The sequence below is a fragment of the Nonomuraea sp. B19D2 genome, from assembly GCF_040137845.1.
Classification (GTDB): domain Bacteria; phylum Actinomycetota; class Actinomycetes; order Streptosporangiales; family Streptosporangiaceae; genus Nonomuraea.
Genome location: NZ_JBEFAK010000007.1, coordinates 305,403 through 324,605 on the forward strand (window position 1 = coordinate 305,403; position 19,203 = coordinate 324,605).

A 19,203-nucleotide genomic window follows, 5' to 3' on the forward strand; every position below is an offset into this window, starting at 1 on the left:
CTGTCCGTGCTGAGGCTGGTCGCCCGGCGAGCCCGTGCGCAATGGCCCTTGCTGGCAGCCCTCCTGGCCGTCGCCGTGGTCGGCCCCACGCTGCTCGGCGCCTGCGCCCTCCTACTCACCCGTACCGCCGAGCAGGCGCTGGAGACCGCCGCCTCTCGCGCCACCCCTGACCAGATCGACGTCACCGCCTACACCGTCACCATTCGCGGCGAGCACGCGAGATCCGTCGCCGACGACATCCGCGCCGCGCTGACCTCGGCCCTCGCTCCGTTCGCGACGACGACGGCCGCGCGCGCGTCGTCCGCGATGCGGTCGCTCCCCGGTGCCGGTGTTCCGGCTGTGGCGTACCTGTCGGGGGTGGAGGACCTGCCGGCCCGCACGCAACTGGCCGACGGACGCCTGCCTCGGGCGGGTGCCGCGCCGGCGGAGTCCGTGGTCCTGGAGAGCACCGCGCGGCAGCTCGGCCTGACCGTCGGCAGTCGGGTCAGCCTCGGCAGAGAGCTGGCCGACGATCCCGACCAGGGGATCGAGGTGAGCGTGGTCGGGATCGTACGCCCGCTGCCGGGCACCGGCTGGGAGCGTGACCCCCTCGCCGCCACCGGCTACGATCTGGCCTACCGCGACGGCCGCTCCGCACAGTCGGTTCACGCGTACGGGCCGTTCATCGTCGACCTCGCCGACCTGCTCGGCGGCGGCTCCACCCTCGACCGGCTGGAGATCATCGCCCACCCCGACCTGTCCGCCCCCGACCGCCGCGACCTCGACACCGTCACCCAGGTCGTGCTCGGCGCCGACCGCCGGCTGGGGCAGACGCTTGGTGACCGGGTACGCATCCAGCGCGTCGCCTCCCGATTGCCCTCGACCCTGCTGGCCGCGCACGATCAGCAGCGGGTCACCACGGCCGCCGTGCTCGCCGTCGCCGCCATCGGACTCGTCCTGACCGCGACCGCCCTCGCCCTCGCCGGCCGGCTCAGCGCCGGTGTGCGCGGCGACGAGACCGCCCTGCTGTCCGCGCTGGGGGTCGGCCGCGGTCAACTCGCCGGCGCATCGCTCGTCGAGGCCGGCGCGCTCGCCGTGCTCGCCACCGCGGTCGCGATCCCGGCCTCGTCCGCCCTGCACGCCGGGCTGACCCGGCTGCCGCCCATGGCCGGGGCCGGGCTCGCCACGCCTTTCGGCGTGAACGCCGCACAGGTGTTGTCCGTCGCCGGCGGCGCGCTGGCGCTGGCGGCGGTGCTCGTCGTGCCCTCGCTGCGGACCTCCTCCGGAGGTGTACGCGGGCGGCGGGAGCTGCTCGCCCGATCCGGCGCCGACCTGCTGCTCGTGGCGCTCGCCGCCATCGGCTGGTGGCAGTTGCACGATCAGCCGACCAGCTCAGGCTCCCCCGTCGACACCGTACGGGTGCTCGCTCCCGCGCTGCTGCTCATCGCCGGATCCGCAGTGACGTTGCGCCTGGTGTGGCCCGCGTTGCGCGTTGTGGAACGGCTGGCCGTCCGGGCTCGCGGGTTGATGGTGCCGCTGGCCGCGTTCGAAGCCGCCCGCAGGCCACAGGCGGTCGCGGCGGGGCTGCTGATCGGGCTGGGCTGCGCGGCGGCCACGTACGGGATCGGGTTCGACGCCACGTGGCAGCGCTCCCAGCAGGACCAGGCCGATCTGTCCGTCGGCACCGATCTCGCGCTCACCCTCACCGCCCCGCCCGCCGCCGGGCAGGGCCCGGTGGTCGGCGCGGCCAGCGGGGGAGAGGTGAGCCCGGCCACCGATCGTGGCGTCGCGGTCGGGCAGTGGCTCGGCGGCGCCGGTGACCCGCCGCGGCTGATCGCCGTGGACACCACTCGTGCCGAGGCGCTGCTGCGCGGACGGCTGAACGACGGTCGCACCTGGAACGCCGTGGGCACCCTTCTCGCGCCGCCGACGCGCGCCGCCGGTGTTCCCGTCCCGGCCGGAGCCGCGCTCTCCCTGGCCGGGAACGCGACCGGTCCGACGCCGCTCACCGTGACGCCCCGGCTGCTGCTGCAGGATGCGACAGGGCTGCGTACTCCTTGCACAGGTGCGCCCATTCCGCTCGACGGCACAGCACATCCGCTGCCGGACTGCGCGACGGCCGAAGGGCTCCGGCTGGTCGCGGTGTCCCTTCCGCTCGCGATCGCGACGGGGAACGTGGGCACCGGCCACTCCGATGCCCTGGCGGACCCCCCGGCGGGGGACAGCCGCGTCGCCGTGACGCTCACCGTGGCGGGAACAGCCTCTGGGGCATCGCCCTGGACCGCCACCTCAGCCGGGCCGGCCCCCGGGCAGCTCGGCAATCCGGCCGTCGCCCTGACCAGCACCTCCGCGGGCACCGAGCTGAGGATGACCACGACCGTCGCGCTGAAGGGCCCGCCGGACGCCGCCAGGAACCTGGTCGCCACCGCCTTCCCGGCCCCGGGACCGGTGCCCGTGGCCGTCTCCGCCCGCTTCGCCGACGAGGTGGGCGCCCGGCGCGGCTCGCGGCTCGACCTCACCGTCGGCCTCACCCCCGTACAGGTCAGCGTGGCCGAGGTGCTGCCGGCCGTGCCGTCCGCTCCGGGTGCCGCGGCCATCCTGGCCGACTTCGACGCCCTCTCCCGTGCCCTCGCCGTCAGCGGTGACTTCGACGTGCCCGTGGACGCGTGGTGGGTCGGCCATCCCGCCAGAGGTGATGCGGCCGATCTCCGCCTCGGCAGCGTCACCACGCGCGCGTCCGAGACCGCCCGGCTCACCGGCGGCCCGCTGCGGGCCGGGCTCCCGGCCGTGCTCCGGCTGCTCGTACCGGCCGCGGTGCTGCTGATGATCGCCGGGATCGTCCTACACGTGACGTTCGACCTGCGGGCCCGCGCGGTCGAGATGGCGCGCCTGCGGGGTCTCGGGATGACCCGGCGCGAGATTCGTACCGTGCTGCTCGGCCAGCACGTCGGCATCCTGCTGCCGCTGCTCGCGGCGGGCGCGGTCGTCGGCGCGCTGGCCACCCGCGTCGTCGCGCCTCTGCTCGTCCGCTCCGATACCGGCGCCGCTCCCGTTCCCGAGGTTCTGCCCGTCTGGCCGTGGGCCGCCGAGGCCGCCCTGCTCACCGGGCTGCTGGCCGGGTGCGCGCTGGCGGTGAGCGCGGTGGTCGTCGTCCAGGCCCGGCTTGCCGATGCCGCGTATCTGCGGGTGGCGTCGTGAGGATCCCGGCACCGCACTGGCCCAGCGTCGTCGGCCGCGCCCGCGCGGACGCCGGGCCGCTGCTCCTGGCCGCCGTCGTGGTGGCGGTCGTCACGCTGCTCGCCGGCGCGATGCCGCCGACGTTGTCCGCGACCGCCGACGCCGCCGTACGGGACGCGGTACGCAGGACCGGCGGCGACCTCCAGGTCCACGCTCGCATGGAAGGCGACGACGGGCCGGCCGGCAGCCGCGTCCGGCACCCCCGCCTCGCCGAGGACGTCGACGACTTCCGAGCCAGGGCGACGGACGAACTCGGCCCCGGCCTGCGCGCCGCCCTGCGTCCACCCGTCGCCACCGTCACCGGCCCCACCCTCAAGATCACCGATGGCAGCGTGCTGCGTACGTTCCAGCTCGCCTATGTGGCCCGCGAGGGTGGGCCCGACGTGACCTGGATCGCGGGCGGCCCGCCCCGGCCCACCGCCTCCGCGACGGCGGAGGTTCCCTACGGCGCGCCGCCGTGGCCGGTGCAGGTGGGCCTGTCGGAGGCGGACGCCGCTGCTCTCCAGCTCCGTCCCGGCGCCCGCATCCCGCTGGCAGACGACCAGGGGAATGTCAAGAAGGTCCAGGTCAGCGGCATCTTCCGGCCTCGGGACAGCGCCGATCCCGCCTGGCGGCTCCTCCCCTCGCTGCTGAGTCCCGTCGCCGGCGCGGACGGCACGGGAAGCACCCGGTTCGCCGGGCTGCTGTCACGCGACTCGCTGCCCGACGTCCGGCTCGCCTTCGGCCAGGACGAGTTGCGGCGTACCGTCTGGTTCACGCCCGACCCGACCCGGCTCACCTGGGACGCGGTCCCCTCGGTCGCCGCGAAGGTGGTCGCGCTCAAGGCGGCCTCCGGCTCCTCCGGCGCCCGGGATGGCTCGCTGAAGTGGGAGACCCGGCTCGACGGGGTGTTGCGGAACGTGAGCTCCCAGGTCGACGCCGCGTCCGCGCAAGCGTCCATCCTGCTCATCACCCTGCTCGCCGTCGCGGTCCTGGTCCTGCTGCTCGCCGCCGACCTGCTGGTACACCGCCGTGCTCCCGCCCTGGCCGCCGCCCGGCAAAGAGGGATGTCGCTACCGGTGATCGGTGGCGAGCTGCTGCTCGAATCCGTCGTGATGGCGCTGCTGGCCGCGGCGGCCGGGCTCGGCCTGGCCCGAGCCGTCGCGCCGGGGGTCTCCTGGGAGTGGGTGGCTCCCGTGGTGGTCACCGCCGTCGCCGCCGGACCGGCGTTCGGCACGCTCACCGCCGCCCGCGCCACCCGGGATCGCCGCGTCCCGGCCAACCGGAGTGCGCGGCGGTGGGTGCGTAACACCGTACGACTGCGGCGGGCCGCTCTTGAGACCGGGGTGCTGGTGGCCGCGTCCGGCACCCTCGTCGCTCTGTACCAGCGTGGAATCGGTGGCGGGGTGCTGCCCGCGAGCGCGCCCGCCCTCTGCGCGCTCGTAGGCGCGCTCATGCTGGCGCGGGCGCTGCCCCTCGGGATGCGCTTTGTGCTCAAGCGGCTTCTGCGGTCGAGCCGGCCGCTGGCGGTGTTCGGGGCCGCGAGGGCGGCGGCGACCTCTGCCCGGGTGCTACCGCTGCTGGTGCTCGTGACCTCCGTGGCCTTGGCCTCGTACGCACTCACCTTTGGTGCTGCTGTCGGCCACGGGACCCCGGATGGGCCGCTGGCCTCGGGACTGCTGCGGTTGGCGTGGGTCTCGGCTGTAACCCTGCCGGTTCTGGGCCTGCTGGGACTCGCTCTCGGGTCGGCGGCCGGCGCGCCGGAGCGATGGCAGACCCTGATCCGGCTGCGCACCCTCGGGCTGCGGCCCCGGGAGGCCCGCTGGGTCGCCGCGGGAGAGCTGCTGCCGCCGGTGGTGGTCGCCGCTGTGGGCGGTCCGCTGCTCGGGGTGCTGCTCGCCCGCCTGACGTTCGGCTCGCTCGCCCTGCGCCTGCTCACCGGCGCCGATCCGGCCCTGGCGTTGCCGTGGTGGGGGCTCGGCCTGGTGGCGGTCGTGTTCCTGGCGGCGGTCGCCGTCATGGTGCCCGTCGAATCGGCGCTACGCCGCCGACGACGGCTGAGCGAGGTACTCCGCGCGGGCGACAGCTGAGCCGGCCGACTTGTGGGTGCCAAGAACTTGGCCGCCCTATGCGACCTGCGCGTATTCGTGGAGCAGTCCGCCGAGGCGGTCACGTCGGATGACCTTGATATCGTCCTCGATCGGGTCGGGAAGGGCTCACAGCGGGGCGGCCTGGCCCAGGGAGCGATGTGGGCGATGCTCGTTGAAGTGGGTCTCGTAGATCGCAAGCACGCGTTGTAAGTGGCAGGCGTTGACGATGAGGATCCGATCGAGAAGTTCTCGGCGCAGGCCACCGATCCAGCGTTCGGCGAAAGCGTTAGCCCGTGGAGCCTGAGGTGGCATCTTGAGGATGCGGATGCCTGCGGCCGTGAAGACCTCGTCGAACCTCGCGGTGAACTTCGTATCCCGATCGCGGATGAGGAATCTGAACCCTTCCGCTCTGTCCCCCAGTTCGATCACCAGGTTCCTGGCCTGTCGTGCAACCCACGGCGCGGTCGGATGCTCGGTGACGCCGAGGATATGAACCCGGCGGGTGCTGATCTCCATGACGACAAGGCAGTACAGGCGTTTGAACAGCACGGTGTCGCAGTGGAAGAAGTCGCATGCCAAGATCCCCTCAGCTTGGGCACGCAGGAACTCATTCCAGGTCGGTCCCGTGCGCCGTGGCGTGGGGTCGATGCCGGCCTTCTTCAAGAGGAGCCACACCGTAGAAGCGCCCACCTGGTAGCCCAGAGTGGCGAGTTCTCCGGCGATTCGCCGGTAACCCCACAGCGGATTCTCTCGGGCCAGACGAAGTGCCAACGGGCGTGGCCTTGCCACCTGTCGGCGCAACACTGCGAGCTGATGCCGCAAGACGAGGATCTCCGCGTCCTTTGACCTTTGCGAGCGACCCAGCAGCACCAGCCAACCCGCGAGCCGAACGAAGATCAGATAAAGCAACCGCAGCGCCATAAAACAATGATCATGCCTGGAGACAACCGGAACGCCGAACCCCAGGTCAGCCCCGACGGCCGAGTTTCGGGCACCCACAGGGTGCGCGGCCTTCCACGCCGTGAGCGCTGGCTCGATCAACGCCCACTGCGCGTCGGTTAAGTCGCTCGGGTATGGCTTGCGTTCGGTCACGCGGCCATCCCAGCACATCTGGACCCGCCGACTGGCGGTAACGCTACAAATCCATACGATCACACTGCGGCATCATGGACGGGGACTCACGTAACGCACTCTGAAGAGTATGACTTCACGGCGGAGCGTGTGGGCTATGACTTCACGATGAGGCCCTGGAACGCAGAAGAACTTCATCGGCGTCTACGCGCAGCGGGTTTTGGTGACGTCGTCATCGCAGCGGGTGTACGACACCGAACCGATGACCGGCTATTCGTCACAGCAGTGTATTCGCGGCCGTGCCCCCCACACATACATAGGCCCGACATACTCAGAACATACCCACGATCTCTATCGTTTCTTCCGTCTGCATCACGGGTAGGAGGGAAGAGCGAATGTCGAAGCCGACCGCTTTGCCGGGTGCGGCCAGGAGGCTGGGCATTGGCCTGGCGTTTTCCATGATCGCTACCGGCGTAGTAGCGGCCACACCACAACCAGCTGCGGCATCGCCTCCGTACTACCTCTTCGCGGTGTGGAAGAACCAGACCTGCACAAAGGGCTCCAAGATGCGGAAGTATAACGTCCACCTTTCTCCTCGACGTAAATACGACACGGTATTCGTCAAGAATGTAAAGCCGACGCCCGACAGAATGGTTAGCTACTCGCGAGAGCGATCCTTCGACATCGCGTACGTCGAGGAACCCTGCGGCAGGCGATACCAGACTGGTAAGAACCAGTATTACTGGCAAAGTATCCACTACGGCGCCGAATCTGGAAAGGTAAGCCGTCTAATCAAGAGCACTGCGCTGTGCTACGCTGGCGGCTGCTATCCGCCAGGCCCCAAGACTTACGGAACGTGGCGGGCAGGCTGGACCCACTTCAAAATGTGACGTGTGGCGTCCTGGCGGTGGACATGACCAGGCCCGACACCCGCCCGCCCGCCCGATCCCGGAACCTGGCTCCTGGACCGGCTGGATGCCCGCGAACAGGCCTTGATCTGCCAAATCGAGCAGACCCAGACCGAAATCGACACCCTGACCGCGCGGCTGGGCGAACTCGGCCAGGCGGTCGAGCACCTGCGGATCAGCCGCAAGACCCTCCTGTCCCTCGCCGAAGCCGACCCCGCCCCGCTCGAACCGGACGCGCCACTGGTCGGCTTCGATCATCTCGACTACCAGCAGATCCTCACCGTCTTCGGCAAGGCCGGCGGCTCGCTGCGCGCCCGCGACCTGGCACTGGCGATGGATCTGCCCCTGACACCCAACGGCATCCAAAACGTCCGCCCCAAGCTCAAACGCCTGGCCAGCCGCGGCATCCTCACTGAAACCGAGCCCGGCTTGTTCACCCAGCCGCGCCGAGAGACCGAACGGCGACTTGCCGACCAGCAGACCTAATCCAATCGCAACGACGAAAGGGGCATCAGCTCGCGTAACGCACTCTCAGGGCCTCCAAGAAACCCGGACCGGTTCAGTCTCGGCAGCGCACGAAACTGCAGTGTCGGCATACACGGCAAGCAACGGAGCCCCAGTTCCCCGCCGGCTGGCTGTGCAAGATCAGTCACGTCTTGACGGTACGGCGGCGGCTCTGACTACCTGGCCTTGGGGAGAGTCCCTTGACCGCTGACAACGTTGACAAACCTAGCGCCTGTCAGGGATGGAGCAGGCCCGCTCGCGTCTAGAGTTGTGTCACCTTGAGATCAAGAGTCGCACGATGAGAGGGCCTGCCAGTATGAGCGAGCGCTCATCACTACATCAATCCTGGCCTTTTGAGCATTGCCTCAAGGGGTGAAATATGTATCCTCTGTCTCTGGTGCCGCAGCGGCCGAGTAGGAAGCTGAGAGCCAGGGTCTTGCCATATCTCGTGATCGAAACGAGGAAACGGCCGCCACCCACCTCCGCGAGGGTGGCTCGTCTGCTGTGATCACGCCCTGAGCGTCCTTCTTTTCACCTCGGCTTGTTGAGGCCGAGCGAATGGAGCAGATCAACGGTCGGGTGGCGATCCTGGCTTACGCTGCCCGCGAGGTCCGGCTGCGACTCGATGAGATCTGCGCGAGGAATCCCCGCTAGCCTCTGTGGCGCTTGACAGGTATTTACTGCTCTCTATTTCGGCACATGTTGTGGCAGACCTCGGCCAGCGGGTTCAGCCTGGCTGGCGAGCCCCCGCACACGTTCATTCCAACGGCATCTCCCACCTGCCTATCGCTATCCAGGCAGCACGAACCTGAGTGCAGCCGCCGGCACACGTCACGAGAAAGCAACCATGATGACTGCTATCGACCCGGCCTTGACCCGACGCGACACGCCCCTCCCTCTGCCGCCGATTCCCGAGCCATTTCGACTGCCCTTCTATTGTGGGGCGTGGCACAACATCGGCATCGATTACCTGGTGGATTTCGAGACGGCTGCGAAGATCCTCGGTCGCACCCACCCGCGCCTGGCCCCAGTCGACTTCGACGGCCGCGCCTGCTTCTCGCTCAACTACCAGCTTTACTTCGCGCAGTACGGAGACGGCTCGAGCATCACGGAGGAGGTGGAGATAAACATCATCGCCTATCCGCAGGGCGAGGAGCACCGGATGTTCCCGGTGTCGTACGCGCAGTACGCCACCGGAATCGACCAGACCAAGTTGCTCGGCATCGGCAGAATCCACGTGCTCTGCGACAATGCGATGGCCATCGAGGCCGGATCGAAAATATTCGCCGAGCCGAAGCTGCCGGCCCGCTTCACGGCAACCATGCCGTCGCTCAACGGTCCGGAGACGTCCGACTGGCACGTCCGTGTCCTGGACGCCGACTTTGCCGAAGACGGGAGCATCACGCCCGGCGGTCGCCTGCTGTTCAGTATCGACGCACACCTTGGCGGCCTGGCCGGCGTGCCGGTGAACAACACTCCCATCACGGGCTACGGAACCGATTCGGAGGGCCGCCTGCTGACCAGTCGGCAGAGCGTCTACCACCCCTATCAGTACTACCTGCTGGACTCCGAAACGGCCGCACAGGTCTCACTGCATGTGGCGGAGCCGACCTCGCTCGTGGGCCAGGACCTCACGGCGCTGCTGACCCACGCCGCCCCGGCGGGCGTGTGGACCTACCAGTCGGCCCCGGTCGCCGCACACAGCCGACCCTATTACCTCGCCTGAACCGTCCTGGACCGCTGCCGGAACCGGCCGTAGCTCATGAATGTTCACTCCTTCACCATCATGCTCACCAACGCTGAGGCCACGGCCTCCCGAAGGGATGACCGCCGGGAACGCCGAAGACGTGTCTGCGCGGCACGCCTTCGCCAACAGCCTCCATCGCGACCTCGACGCCGTGATCGCGAGCCTGCTCCGTTCCTGGAGCTTCGGCCCGGTGGAGATCGAGAGGCGTCCCGAAGGTGATGGCGAACTCCTCGACGGGTGGTATTCAGAGATCGACTATGCGGACGTGCCATTCCCCTCTGCCACAGACAAGCCCGGTGTCATCGGCCCGATTTCGGGCTCCTGGCCGACGCAGCCGGTCGGTAACACCGTTCTCGGCCACTGCGGTTGTGCGGCAAGCAGCTCAATCGAGGCTCGTGGACGAGGAGGTCACAAGCTTCAACGCCGAGAACCTGAGCGCCCGCCAGGACCGTCTGCTCGGCAAAGCGCTCTCCTGCATTCCGTTACAGATGCCCGGCGGGCCTCCTCGCTGTCGTCAGGTGCCGGGGCGAAGTACGCCTCGTTCGTAGTCGTGCAATCCATGAGCGGCCGAAGGGTAGGGCATGCGCACGCCAGTGTTCTTTGACCACATAGTCGTCGGCGCCGGGTCGTCGGGTGCAGTACTCGCCGCTCGACTCGCCGAGCGCACCGACCGCCGCGTCCTGCTGATCGAGGCCGGACCGGACTATCACGGCCTAGCCCTTCCACCGGAGCTCCAGGACGGGCGGACACCATCGTTGGGCTCTCACGACTGGGGGTACACCGCCCGCGGTGCCGGCGGCAACGAGTATTGGCTCCCCCGCGGCAAGGTCGTCGGCGGCTGCTCGAGTGTGAACACGTGCATCGCGCTCCGGCCGGAGCCCGGCGACTTCGACGACTGGCCGTCGGGCCGCGTGAGTTGGTCGTGGGAAGCGGTGCTGGATGGGTTCGTCGCCATAGAGACCGATGTCGATCGGGTCGGCGCTCACCACGGCAGCCGCGGCCCCCTTCGGATCGCCCGAACGCCGAGTGAGCGGATGACTCCGCTGTCCCAGGCATTCGCCGAGGCGTGCCGGAGGGCCGGATTCGACAGTACCGCCGATCACAACGAGCCCTACAGCACCGGCGTGGGCGTCCTTCCGCTGAACGTCGACGGTTCGCTGGGCCGGATCTCGACGGCGAAAGCCTTTCTGGAGCCGGCGCGGCAGCGGGCCAATCTCACCGTCATGCCGAACACCTTGGTGGATACGGTGCTGTTCACCGGATCGCGCGCGACGGGAGTGCGGGTCGTCGCCGATGGGCAGGAGCGCGACATCGGCGCGGCCGAAGTGACGATCGCCGCCGGTGCGATCGGTAGCCCGGCGATCCTGCTCCGTTCCGGCATCGGTAAGGCCGAGGAACTCAGCGCACTCGGGATCGACGTCGTCGCCGACCTCCCTGCCGTTGGCCGGAACCTCGCGGATCACTCACAGGTACCGATCGTCTGCGCACCGGCGCAGGGCGCGGCAGACCCTTCCGCGCCCTGCGCCGAGGTCGTCCTGCGGTACCGCGCGCAGGGCTCGAGCATGGCCAATGACATGCAACTGTGCCTGCTCAACCATGTCGAGATGAGCAAGTACGCGCCCGGCCTGGCCGCCTCCGTGGAAGGCAGCCACGCCTTCGTGATCACGGCGAATCTGATGGGGCCGGAGTCGCGGGGCAGTGTGCGGCTGGCCTCTCGTGATCCCCATCAGCGCCCGGTGGTGCACCTCGACCACCTCGCTGCGGCATCCGATCGGGCCCGTCTCCGCGAAGGGCTACGGCTGGCGCGGCACATAGCGGACGATCCGGCAGTCAGTAAGTTCATCCAAAGACTCGTGGACGTCGACGGCTGGTCCGTCGACGACGACGCGAGCACGGATCGCTACCTTGCGGCGCACCTGCAGACGGCGCATCATCCGAGCGGCACCGCCGCCATGGCGTCGAGTGCCGCCACGGGCGTCGTCGACAACGAATGCCGGGTCTTCGGCACGGACGGGCTCCGCGTCGCGGATGCCTCGGTCATTCCCTCCTCGGTGCGGGCCAACCCCAACCTGACCTGCATCATGATCGGCGAGCGCGTCGCCGCGGCGTTGTCCGAAACCGTGCAGGGAGTGGCCTGTTGACGCCGTTGAAGGTCAAGCGTCTCCCGGAGGACGTCGTCAGCAGGGAGAGCGTCCTGGTCCCGGCTTGGGCAAGGGGCGGCAATCCGGCGGCACTGGCCACTGCGCAAGCGCGGCTGTACAACCACGGAGACGCTTCGCAGGGTCGCTCGTCGGCGCGCTGGTGGGCGCCATGGAGGGATGCCTGCGGCCGGCATCAGCTGTCATCTCGACTACGGATCTCTGGATCGCTCTCACCGATAGTGACGCAATAGACCGTAGCCAATCTCACGAAGCGCCATCACTGGGCGCTGACTGCTGAAGCTTCGCATGCACGCTGCCGTTCGGTCGCCGAACGTGGCGCTCCGAACCAACCGAAAGTTTCCGCCTGCAGGAGTTCGACATGTCCCCGCATGGTCCGCCCGCGCCTTTACGGCTCCGACGTGGCAACGAGCCCATCGTGACTTCACGATGGCAAATTGTAGTGGCCATTGTAGGGGCTCTTTGTCAAGCTTGTAAAAGCCCAAGTCAACATGCACGTCGCCATTCCTTTGGGGGGATCCGTACAATTTCCGAAGTTCACATACTTTGGCACGTGCTTTCCGAATTTCTGCGTGGTAACGTACGAGCCGATATGGTGCATTCAGGCACAAACGTGACGAGATGGGAGTGCCATGGTAAGTGGGCAGCAAACCGCAGCGGGCGTTGAGGTGATCGTGACCTGGCAAAGCGACTCCGGTCATCTGCGGGGACGCGGCAGCGGCGGGCGGATCAACCTGAAGACCGGCGAAGAACTCAAGTTTGGGATATCCAAACGCTCGGGGAAGATTCAGCCGAACGCCGAACCCAGCCTCGGAGCACTCAAGGTTTCCGCCCAGCAACCTACTTTGTCCAATCTCACCACGAGCACTACCTATGCCGTCGAGAATCTGGAAGGTGGTGCCGAGTTAGTCAAGGTGCGCCCTCGACAGCTGGACTTGGTGATTCCATTTGAAATGTCGCGCATTTTGATCCCGACCAGCGCGGGCGTCACCGAACTCACCGTCTACGCCCCTCCGCCGCGTCTGCTCCAGATGGACCTGGCCACGAGGGCGATGGTCTCGTCGATTCATCTGGACAAGACGAGCAAGTACTTCCTTGTTCTCGTCGCGCTGTGCGAACCGCGTTTGCGCGGATCCTCTATGGCAGCCGTGCCTTCACTTCGAGAGGTTGTCGAGAGATTACGAGGAGTCGATCAATTTAAGGACGCTAACCGTAGCAGTGTCAACTACCACATCGACTACCTAGCGGTTCGTAAGCTTCCCGTCGGCCAGTGGTCAAAGTGCGAGGACGACGGACCCAAGCATTCCAAGCGTGAGGCTCTGGTCGCCTTCGCCCTTCGGTTCGACCTCGTGAGCGAAGAGGATCTGCGCTTGCTTCCCCCCAGCTCCGCCTCCCGCCGCGCCTCGTGACCGGCCGCTGCGGCGTTCCAGGAATTTGTCACTCCGCTGAGTATGGCACATGGTCACCAGCGCCGAGTGACACGGCCTGCGGTCGGGTTCCCTGTCATCCATGAGGATCGGGGCGGAGCCGCATGACTTACTATTCGATGCATTGTCGCCGCCCGTCAGGCACATTCAGTGTCAGCATATCCGGATTCTGATCTTCCGGCTGCAGTCGGTGGTCGCCCAGCGCCGTCCCTCTGAGGAGCTTCCAAAGATGAAGGCCGAATACGAGAACGAAGCGGACCGCACGACGGCCCTTATCGAAATATGGCGCGAGGTTCTCAGCCCGCAGCACCTCGACGAGAACTCGGATCTCTTCGAGGCCGGCGGAACGTCGATGCAGGTCCTCGAGATCATCGGCCGGGTCTCCGAGGTCATGGACGTGGACGTCCGCCTGCGCCAGATCTTCGAGCACACGACGCCGAAGAGCCTTTCGGTGTTCCTCGGCGCCTCCCCGCTCAAGTCACAGAGGTGAGTCGAGCGTGCACACCTGGGATCAGCGCTTCGAGTCGCTGCTGCGCGCGGCGCTGCGTGATCTGCCGGACGACCAGCAACTGACCGCGGATCTGGACACCAGGGCCGCCGGCCTGACCTCACTCGCGGCCGTCAATCTCCTCTTGAACATCGAAGCAGCGTACGGGATCTCGATTCCTGAGGACCTGCTGAAGTTTGAAAGCTTTAGCACGCCTGGGGCACTCTGGTCGCTGGTCAGCCTCCTAGCAGACCGAGCGTCAGGCACCGACATCGCATACCGAGAGCGAACTCATGCTGACGATCTACACCTCGGCCCCATGGCTAATGGGTGAAGCTCGCGAAGAGCCGTTCCGACATCTCGACGACATCACCGTATGGACCGAAGAGCTGGGCTGTGCCGGGATGCTGATCTTTTCGGACAACACGTCGTTCGATCCATGGATCGTCGCCAACAGGGTCCTGGAGAAGTCGCGCGGCCTGGTCCCGCTGATTGCCGTGAATCCCGTGTACCAGCACCCGATGTCGGTCGCGAAGAGCATCAACTCGATAGCCGCCCGCAGCGGCCGGCGCGTCGGCTTGAACCTGGTGGCCGGTGGTTTTTCCAGGCACTTGAGAGAGATGGGCTGCAACCTGGACCACAGGCAGCGATATGACAGGCTGGCGGAGTTCGGCGCCATCATCGCCGAGCTGACTTCAGCGGCACGGCCGCTGAAGTACGCCGGCGAGTATTACCAGCTGAACGGGCTCCGACCGGCCCCTCCGCCGGTCGCCGGCCTGGAGCCGCGCATCTTCGTATCAGGAAGCTCGGACGACTGCATCCGCGTGCAGAAGGAGCTCGGTGCGACACGGCTGAGCTATCCACGGGAGCCGCAGGAGTACGCCGAGGAGTCCTTGCTCGCGGACGGCGGCTTCCGGCTGGGCATCATCGCTCGAGAGGATTCGAGCACCGCATGGCGGCTCGCCTACGAGCGCTTCCCCGTCGATCGGCTTGGCGAGGAGTTTCACGATCTCGCCTATGAATCGGTCGAATCCCACTGGCATCGCCGGCTCTCGGAGGATGCCATGAAGATGAGCGCCCCGATAGGCGGCTACTGGATGTACCCGTTTCGGGCGTATAAAACGTTCTGCCCGTACATAGTCGGCGACTATGCGGAGACGGCGAACCTTCTGCTGCAGTATATGAAACTCGGCGCCTCGACTTTCATCCTGGACGAGGCTTCGAGCAAGGACGACCTGTTCCACTCGGTTCAGGTGCTGCGTCTGGCCTGGTCAAAGTACACGGAGAACCGTTCGTGAAGCCTCAGCCAACTCTCGATGGAGGCAAAAGTGCAGAATGACAACCTGCTCACTCCCCAGCAGATCGAAGACTATCATCGAGCGGGATTCATCTTTCAGCCCGGCGTGCTCGAAGCGGGCGACGTCGAGCTGCTGAAAAGCGAAGCCGAGAGAGAGCTTGCACAGGATACGCCGAGGCGCACGGTCGAGGCCGACACCGGGCTCCCTTACCGTGTCCACGGCTCCCATATGCACAGTGAGCTGTTCGCTCGGTTCGTCCGCCATCCCCAAGTGCTCGGCATTGCTCGACAGCTGCTGAATGACGACGTGTACGTCCATCAGTTCAAAATCAACAAGAAGCGCGCCTTCCAGGGAGAGATCTGGCGATGGCATCAGGACTTCATGTTCTGGCACAACGAGGATCAGATGCCGGAACCGCGCGCGCTCACCGTCGCTGTCTTCCTCGACGAGGTGACGGAGTTCAACGGCCCCCTGATCGTTGTTCCCGGCGGCCATTCGGATGGGCTCATCCCCACCGCCGCCAAAAATGACGGTTGGGAGTCAACGTTGACGAACAAGCTGAAGTATTCGCTCGAAAGTTCAGAGCGCATGCAAGTGCTGGTCGACCAGCACGGTCTTGTCGCCCCCAAGGGACCGCGGGGTTCCTTGCTCTGGTTCCACTGCAGCATCCCCCATGGATCGGCACAGAACATGTCTCCGATCGATCGATCCCTACTGCTCTTGAGCTACAACGCCGTCAGTAACGCCCTCCCCGCTCCTAGTCCCCGCCCTGAATGGCTGGTAGGCCGGGAGTTCTCGCCCCTGAAACCCCTTGAGGGGACCCTGATCGCCCCCGTGTCGTAGAACGGCATCACGTTCCAGCCGGGCCTCCTTGGGGAGCGGGACGGACCCGCTGCGTCCATTCCAGGACTTTCCGACGCCAAGATCGGGCGGATTCAGGACCCAGCGGTGTGCTTCCTTCCCCAGAGATGCTCGCCCGACAGGCAGAGCGGCAAGCACGCGTCGATGGGCTGCCGCTGCGAGGAGGAATCGAGGACGAAGATGAATGCGCGATATGCACTGGAGAGCCGTGAACTCGACCCTGCGACCGCCGATGCGTTGCGCCTCCTGGCCGAGCGTCACGGGACGTCGGACTCTGCTGTTCTTCTCTCGGCCTTCGCGGCGACACAGTATCGGCACAGCCGCCAGGACCCGGTCACCATCGGTCTTGTGCTCGACGAACGCCCACCTCTCAGTGGTTCCGTCATCGGTTGCCACACTGCGACCGTTCCGCTCCGCATGGCTTTCTCTTCAGGAGTCACCTTCGAGGACCTGCTCGCCGAGACGGCGGTGTCGTTCGACGAGGTGGTCGAGCATCGGCAGGCGCATGCCGATGCGGATGAGGGGTGGCTCCATCACGTCCCTCTCAGGTTCGCTGTCACCGACCTCGACACCTGGGATCCGGGCGTAGCACCTCCCGGCCTGTCCGTTGAACCGCTACAAAGCTCTGGCGCGGCGGAACTGTCAGGCGCCACCTGTGCAGTGAGGTCAGGGGGAGTGGCGATCCTGCTCGAACTGGACTGCGACCGGCATTCACTTCCCGGTATCAGCCCCCATCGGTGGTGGCGATCGTTCCACGCGCTGCTCGAGGATGCCGTGAGGCGGCCTCACGCGCGCGTCGATGAATTGCGCATGCTCTCTGGCGATGAGGAGGAAGAGCGCGCAGCCGCCATCAACGCGACATTCGATGTTTATCCCCATCTCAAGCCGATCCACCAGCCCTTCGAATCAGCCGCGCGCGATCATCCCGGCCGGGTGGCGATCCACTTCGGGGACGTGGCCGTCACTTACGGTGAGCTTGACCGCAGAGCCAACCGTATGGCGCAGTCGCTGGCCGGTGCGGGAATCGGTCTCGAGCATGCCGTCGGCATCTGCATGGAACGTTCGCCGGAACTCATCGTCGCCGTGCTCGCAACGCTGAAGGCGGGCGCCGCGTTCGTCCCGCTCGACCCGAGGCTGCCTGCTGCCCGTATCCAATCGATCGTCACAGGTGGCGAGCTGGCGGCGATCATCACCGACGAGCAGTTCGACTCGCTGCTGCAGGGCACTGGGGTCACCCTTCTCCATGCCGATGACACCGGCTCGGACGCTCGTCCGCCGGCGGTCGAGGTCGCGCTGGACGACACCGCCTACATCTACTTCACCTCCGGATCGACCGGCGAGCCCAAGGGCGTCGTCATCGATCATCGCTGTGCTGCCGGACGTATCGAATCCCTGATACAGCGGTTCCCTCTCAAGGAGGGTGAGTCCGTTCTCCTGAAGACGCCATTGATCTTCGATGTGGCGATCTGGGAGATCTTCGCGCCGCTCAGTGTAGGTGCGACCATTCACATGGCGCTGCCTCGCGGTGAGGCCGATGCCGACTATCTGGCCGGGCTGCTGAGCACGCGTGGCCTCGTCGCGGCCCATTTCGTACCCTCCATGTTGAGCGCGTTCCTCGACTATGCGCGACCACAGTCGTATCCCGACCTTCGGTGGGTCTGGGTCTCCGGAGAGGCTGTCTCCAGCTCACTTCTGGATCGCTTCACTCAGCACTTCAGTGCCGAGTTTCACAACCTGTACGGGCAGACGGAGACGTCGGAGGTTGCTGCCTGGACGGGTACGAAGCACGATTCCGTGCACGGTGTCCCGATCGGTAAGCAGATGGGGGTATATCGGCTATTCGTCCTCGATGATGCGCTGAGATTGGTGCCACCCGGAGTCGTCGGGCAGCTGGGAGTCGCCGGGATCGGAGGGTTGTCCACGGGCTACCAGAAGAATCCGGAGCTCACCGCCGAGCGATTCGTCCCTCATCCTTACCCGCTCTCCCCGGATGAGCTGATCTATCTCACCGGCGACCTCGCGATGACCGACGAGGATGGAATCATCTCGTTCCTCGGGCGGTCCGACACCCAGATCAAGATTCGTGGAGGCCGAGTCGAAGTCGGAGAGGTGGAAGCGGTTCTCGAACGTCATCCAGGCGTTCGCAGCTGTGCTGTGACAGCCCATAAGAACAGTGCAGATGAAGACGAGCTGATCGCCTACTTCGTGGGTGATGAGCCTTCTGTGAACGTCCTGGCTGCGCACGCCGGCGAGTATCTACCTGAGTACATGCTGCCGTCGGCCTACGTCCGTATGGATTCCTTCCCGCTCGGTCCTTCAGGCAAGCTTGACCGGCGTCGTCTGCCTGCTCCGACACCCGCGGATCGAGCGGCGAGGGCCGGAGGGACCACCCCGAGCACTTCCATGGAGATAGCACTCGCTGAGCTTTGGAAAAGCGTACTGGGCTTGGCGTGGGTCGGATGTGAAGATGGCTTCTACACGGTCGGCGGAAATTCGCTCAAAGCCCTGAAGATGCTGCATCGCGTCAAATCCATGTTCGGCGTGGAGATCTCCGCACGAACGTTTTCCATCGATCCGACGATATCGGGTCTCAGTGAGATCCTGTCGCGAAAGGCGACCAAGAGCCCGTGACACCTGATGCTGGGAGTCACCTATCACGATGCGGAGATCGAGATAGCATGACGACTCGACTGCTCGGCTTGGACTATCCGGGACGACGGATTGAAGCGAGAATAGCCGACCTGAACCTGTCACCCTTCGGCATCGAGCTGACACCGCTGATGGGGGACTCGCTTCCCGTCCGTTTCACTGCCCGAGACTATGCTCTGGACCTGCTTTCCATGTCACCTCTCGCGAGCGACGGTGTGCATGCCATACTTGCCTATTGCGCGGCTGCGCCGATTGCTCAGGAAATGGCGCAGTTGCTGGTGGAGAGAGGCGCCGGCCCAGTGCCGCTGGTGCTTTTCGATGCCGACCCCTGTGGCGCGGACGCACTATGGCAGGGGTACTCGGCGTGTGTCGCCGAAGCGGACGGGCAAGTGTCCACCGCACCGTTGAGTGCGTCCATGCTGTCGGACCTTCTGGACGATCCACGCGCGCTGGTCGGCGTTCTCGAGAAAGACCTGTCCGATCGTGTGCTCAAGAGCCTGGCCGCAGACGACCTCAGCGAAGAGGAGCTCGTCTTCTGTCACGAACAGATCATGCGGTCCATGCTCGACTATCTCATCTATCTTGTATCTGCGTACCACTCCGCGCGGCCTGCATGGGGAGGAGGCGTTCTGCACATCGCGTCCGAAGGCCATCCGTACTGCGGGCCGTGGCAGGGTGCCTCTCAAACGCAGCTGATTCGAGTGAAGTGCGATAGAGCGGATCTGCTGCGCCATCCGGACACCGTTGAGGCGGTGTCGGCGTTCGTGAAGTCGCATTGAGCACCACCTCCCGAACTCCTTGGTAAGG

General features: G+C 66.3%; 14 protein-coding genes and 1 pseudogene. 13 read left to right on the forward strand and 2 right to left on the reverse strand.

The window, feature by feature from the left end:
• Positions 1–6 precede the first annotated feature (6 nt).
• Together ABN273_RS16640 and ABN273_RS16645 are read left to right on the forward strand one after the other, a co-directional pair.
• Complete coding sequence (locus tag ABN273_RS16640; protein WP_349449743.1) at positions 7–3,177, forward strand: FtsX-like permease family protein; 3,171 nt, start codon at positions 7–9, stop codon at positions 3,175–3,177.
• A complete protein-coding gene (locus ABN273_RS16645; RefSeq protein ID WP_349449744.1) occupies positions 3,174–5,285 on the forward strand; it encodes an FtsX-like permease family protein in 2,112 nt (703 codons plus the stop codon). Before ABN273_RS16640 ends, ABN273_RS16645 begins: the two co-directional genes overlap by 4 nt.
• A gap of 126 nt (positions 5,286–5,411) precedes the next feature.
• Here the strand turns inward: ABN273_RS16645 and ABN273_RS16650 are convergent, their stop codons facing one another.
• Both ABN273_RS16650 and ABN273_RS16655 read right to left on the reverse strand, forming a co-directional pair.
• Positions 5,412–6,206: an integrase core domain-containing protein gene (locus tag ABN273_RS16650; RefSeq protein ID WP_349449803.1), complete on the reverse strand. Its 795-nt coding sequence runs from the start codon at positions 6,204–6,206 to the stop codon at positions 5,412–5,414.
• An 84-nt stretch (positions 6,207–6,290) separates the two neighbouring features.
• Positions 6,291–6,377: pseudogene (locus ABN273_RS16655) on the reverse strand (transposase); the annotation flags it as partial.
• Between the two features lie 374 nt (positions 6,378–6,751).
• Here ABN273_RS16655 and ABN273_RS16660 point away from each other — a divergent pair.
• From ABN273_RS16660 to ABN273_RS16710, 11 genes are all read left to right on the forward strand, one after another.
• The gene (locus tag ABN273_RS16660) at positions 6,752–7,246 is read left to right on the forward strand and encodes a hypothetical protein (protein WP_349449745.1); all 495 of its coding nucleotides are present in this window, start codon (positions 6,752–6,754) and stop codon (positions 7,244–7,246) included.
• A 102-nt stretch (positions 7,247–7,348) separates the two neighbouring features.
• On the forward strand, positions 7,349–7,750 hold the full coding sequence (locus ABN273_RS16665) for a hypothetical protein (RefSeq protein ID WP_349449747.1): 402 nt from the start codon (positions 7,349–7,351) through the stop codon (positions 7,748–7,750).
• 865 nt (positions 7,751–8,615) lie between these two features.
• On the forward strand, positions 8,616–9,494 hold the full coding sequence (locus ABN273_RS16670) for a hypothetical protein (protein WP_349449748.1): 879 nt from the start codon (positions 8,616–8,618) through the stop codon (positions 9,492–9,494).
• A 602-nt stretch (positions 9,495–10,096) separates the two neighbouring features.
• A complete protein-coding gene (locus ABN273_RS16675) occupies positions 10,097–11,656 on the forward strand; it encodes a GMC family oxidoreductase (protein ID WP_349449749.1) in 1,560 nt (519 codons plus the stop codon).
• Between the two features lie 650 nt (positions 11,657–12,306).
• Positions 12,307–13,083, forward strand: a complete 777-nt coding sequence (locus ABN273_RS16680; RefSeq protein ID WP_349449750.1) for a hypothetical protein — start codon at positions 12,307–12,309, stop codon at positions 13,081–13,083.
• A gap of 100 nt (positions 13,084–13,183) precedes the next feature.
• Positions 13,184–13,591 (forward strand): acyl carrier protein, encoded by a 408-nt coding sequence (locus ABN273_RS16685; RefSeq protein ID WP_349449751.1) that lies wholly within the window; start codon positions 13,184–13,186, stop codon positions 13,589–13,591.
• Positions 13,592–13,598: 7 nt separating this feature from the next.
• Positions 13,599–13,922 (forward strand): phosphopantetheine-binding protein, encoded by a 324-nt coding sequence (locus ABN273_RS16690; protein ID WP_349449752.1) that lies wholly within the window; start codon positions 13,599–13,601, stop codon positions 13,920–13,922.
• The gene (locus ABN273_RS16695; protein ID WP_349449753.1) at positions 13,882–14,886 is read left to right on the forward strand and encodes an LLM class flavin-dependent oxidoreductase; all 1,005 of its coding nucleotides are present in this window, start codon (positions 13,882–13,884) and stop codon (positions 14,884–14,886) included. The genes ABN273_RS16690 and ABN273_RS16695 overlap by 41 nt, the downstream gene beginning before the upstream one ends.
• Positions 14,887–14,916: 30 nt before the next feature.
• Positions 14,917–15,729 carry a phytanoyl-CoA dioxygenase family protein gene (locus tag ABN273_RS16700; RefSeq protein ID WP_349449754.1) on the forward strand — a complete coding sequence of 271 codons (813 nt, stop codon included), beginning with the start codon at positions 14,917–14,919 and terminating at the stop codon, positions 15,727–15,729.
• A 198-nt stretch (positions 15,730–15,927) separates the two neighbouring features.
• Complete coding sequence (locus tag ABN273_RS16705) at positions 15,928–18,378, forward strand: non-ribosomal peptide synthetase (protein ID WP_349449755.1); 2,451 nt, start codon at positions 15,928–15,930, stop codon at positions 18,376–18,378.
• Between the two features lie 47 nt (positions 18,379–18,425).
• Positions 18,426–19,175, forward strand: coding sequence for an alpha/beta hydrolase family protein (locus tag ABN273_RS16710; RefSeq protein ID WP_349449757.1), 750 nt, complete (start codon positions 18,426–18,428; stop codon positions 19,173–19,175).
• Positions 19,176–19,203: the final 28 nt, after the last annotated feature.

What these genes read in the sequence shown, in the direction of transcription:
- ABN273_RS16650 (WP_349449803.1), bottom strand. Translation starts at nt 6,206, where the DNA reads ATGGCGCTGCGGTTGCTTTATCTGATCTTCGTTCGGCTCGCGGGTTGG.
- ABN273_RS16660 (WP_349449745.1), top strand. Translation starts at nt 6,752, where the DNA reads ATGTCGAAGCCGACCGCTTTGCCGGGTGCGGCCAGGAGGCTGGGCATT.
- ABN273_RS16670 (WP_349449748.1), top strand. Translation starts at nt 8,616, where the DNA reads ATGATGACTGCTATCGACCCGGCCTTGACCCGACGCGACACGCCCCTC.
- ABN273_RS16675 (WP_349449749.1), top strand. Translation starts at nt 10,097, where the DNA reads ATGCGCACGCCAGTGTTCTTTGACCACATAGTCGTCGGCGCCGGGTCG.
- ABN273_RS16680 (WP_349449750.1), top strand. Translation starts at nt 12,307, where the DNA reads ATGGTAAGTGGGCAGCAAACCGCAGCGGGCGTTGAGGTGATCGTGACC.
- ABN273_RS16685 (WP_349449751.1), top strand. Translation starts at nt 13,184, where the DNA reads ATGAGGATCGGGGCGGAGCCGCATGACTTACTATTCGATGCATTGTCG.
- ABN273_RS16695 (WP_349449753.1), top strand. Translation starts at nt 13,882, where the DNA reads ATGCTGACGATCTACACCTCGGCCCCATGGCTAATGGGTGAAGCTCGC.
- ABN273_RS16705 (WP_349449755.1), top strand. Translation starts at nt 15,928, where the DNA reads ATGAATGCGCGATATGCACTGGAGAGCCGTGAACTCGACCCTGCGACC.
- ABN273_RS16710 (WP_349449757.1), top strand. Translation starts at nt 18,426, where the DNA reads ATGACGACTCGACTGCTCGGCTTGGACTATCCGGGACGACGGATTGAA.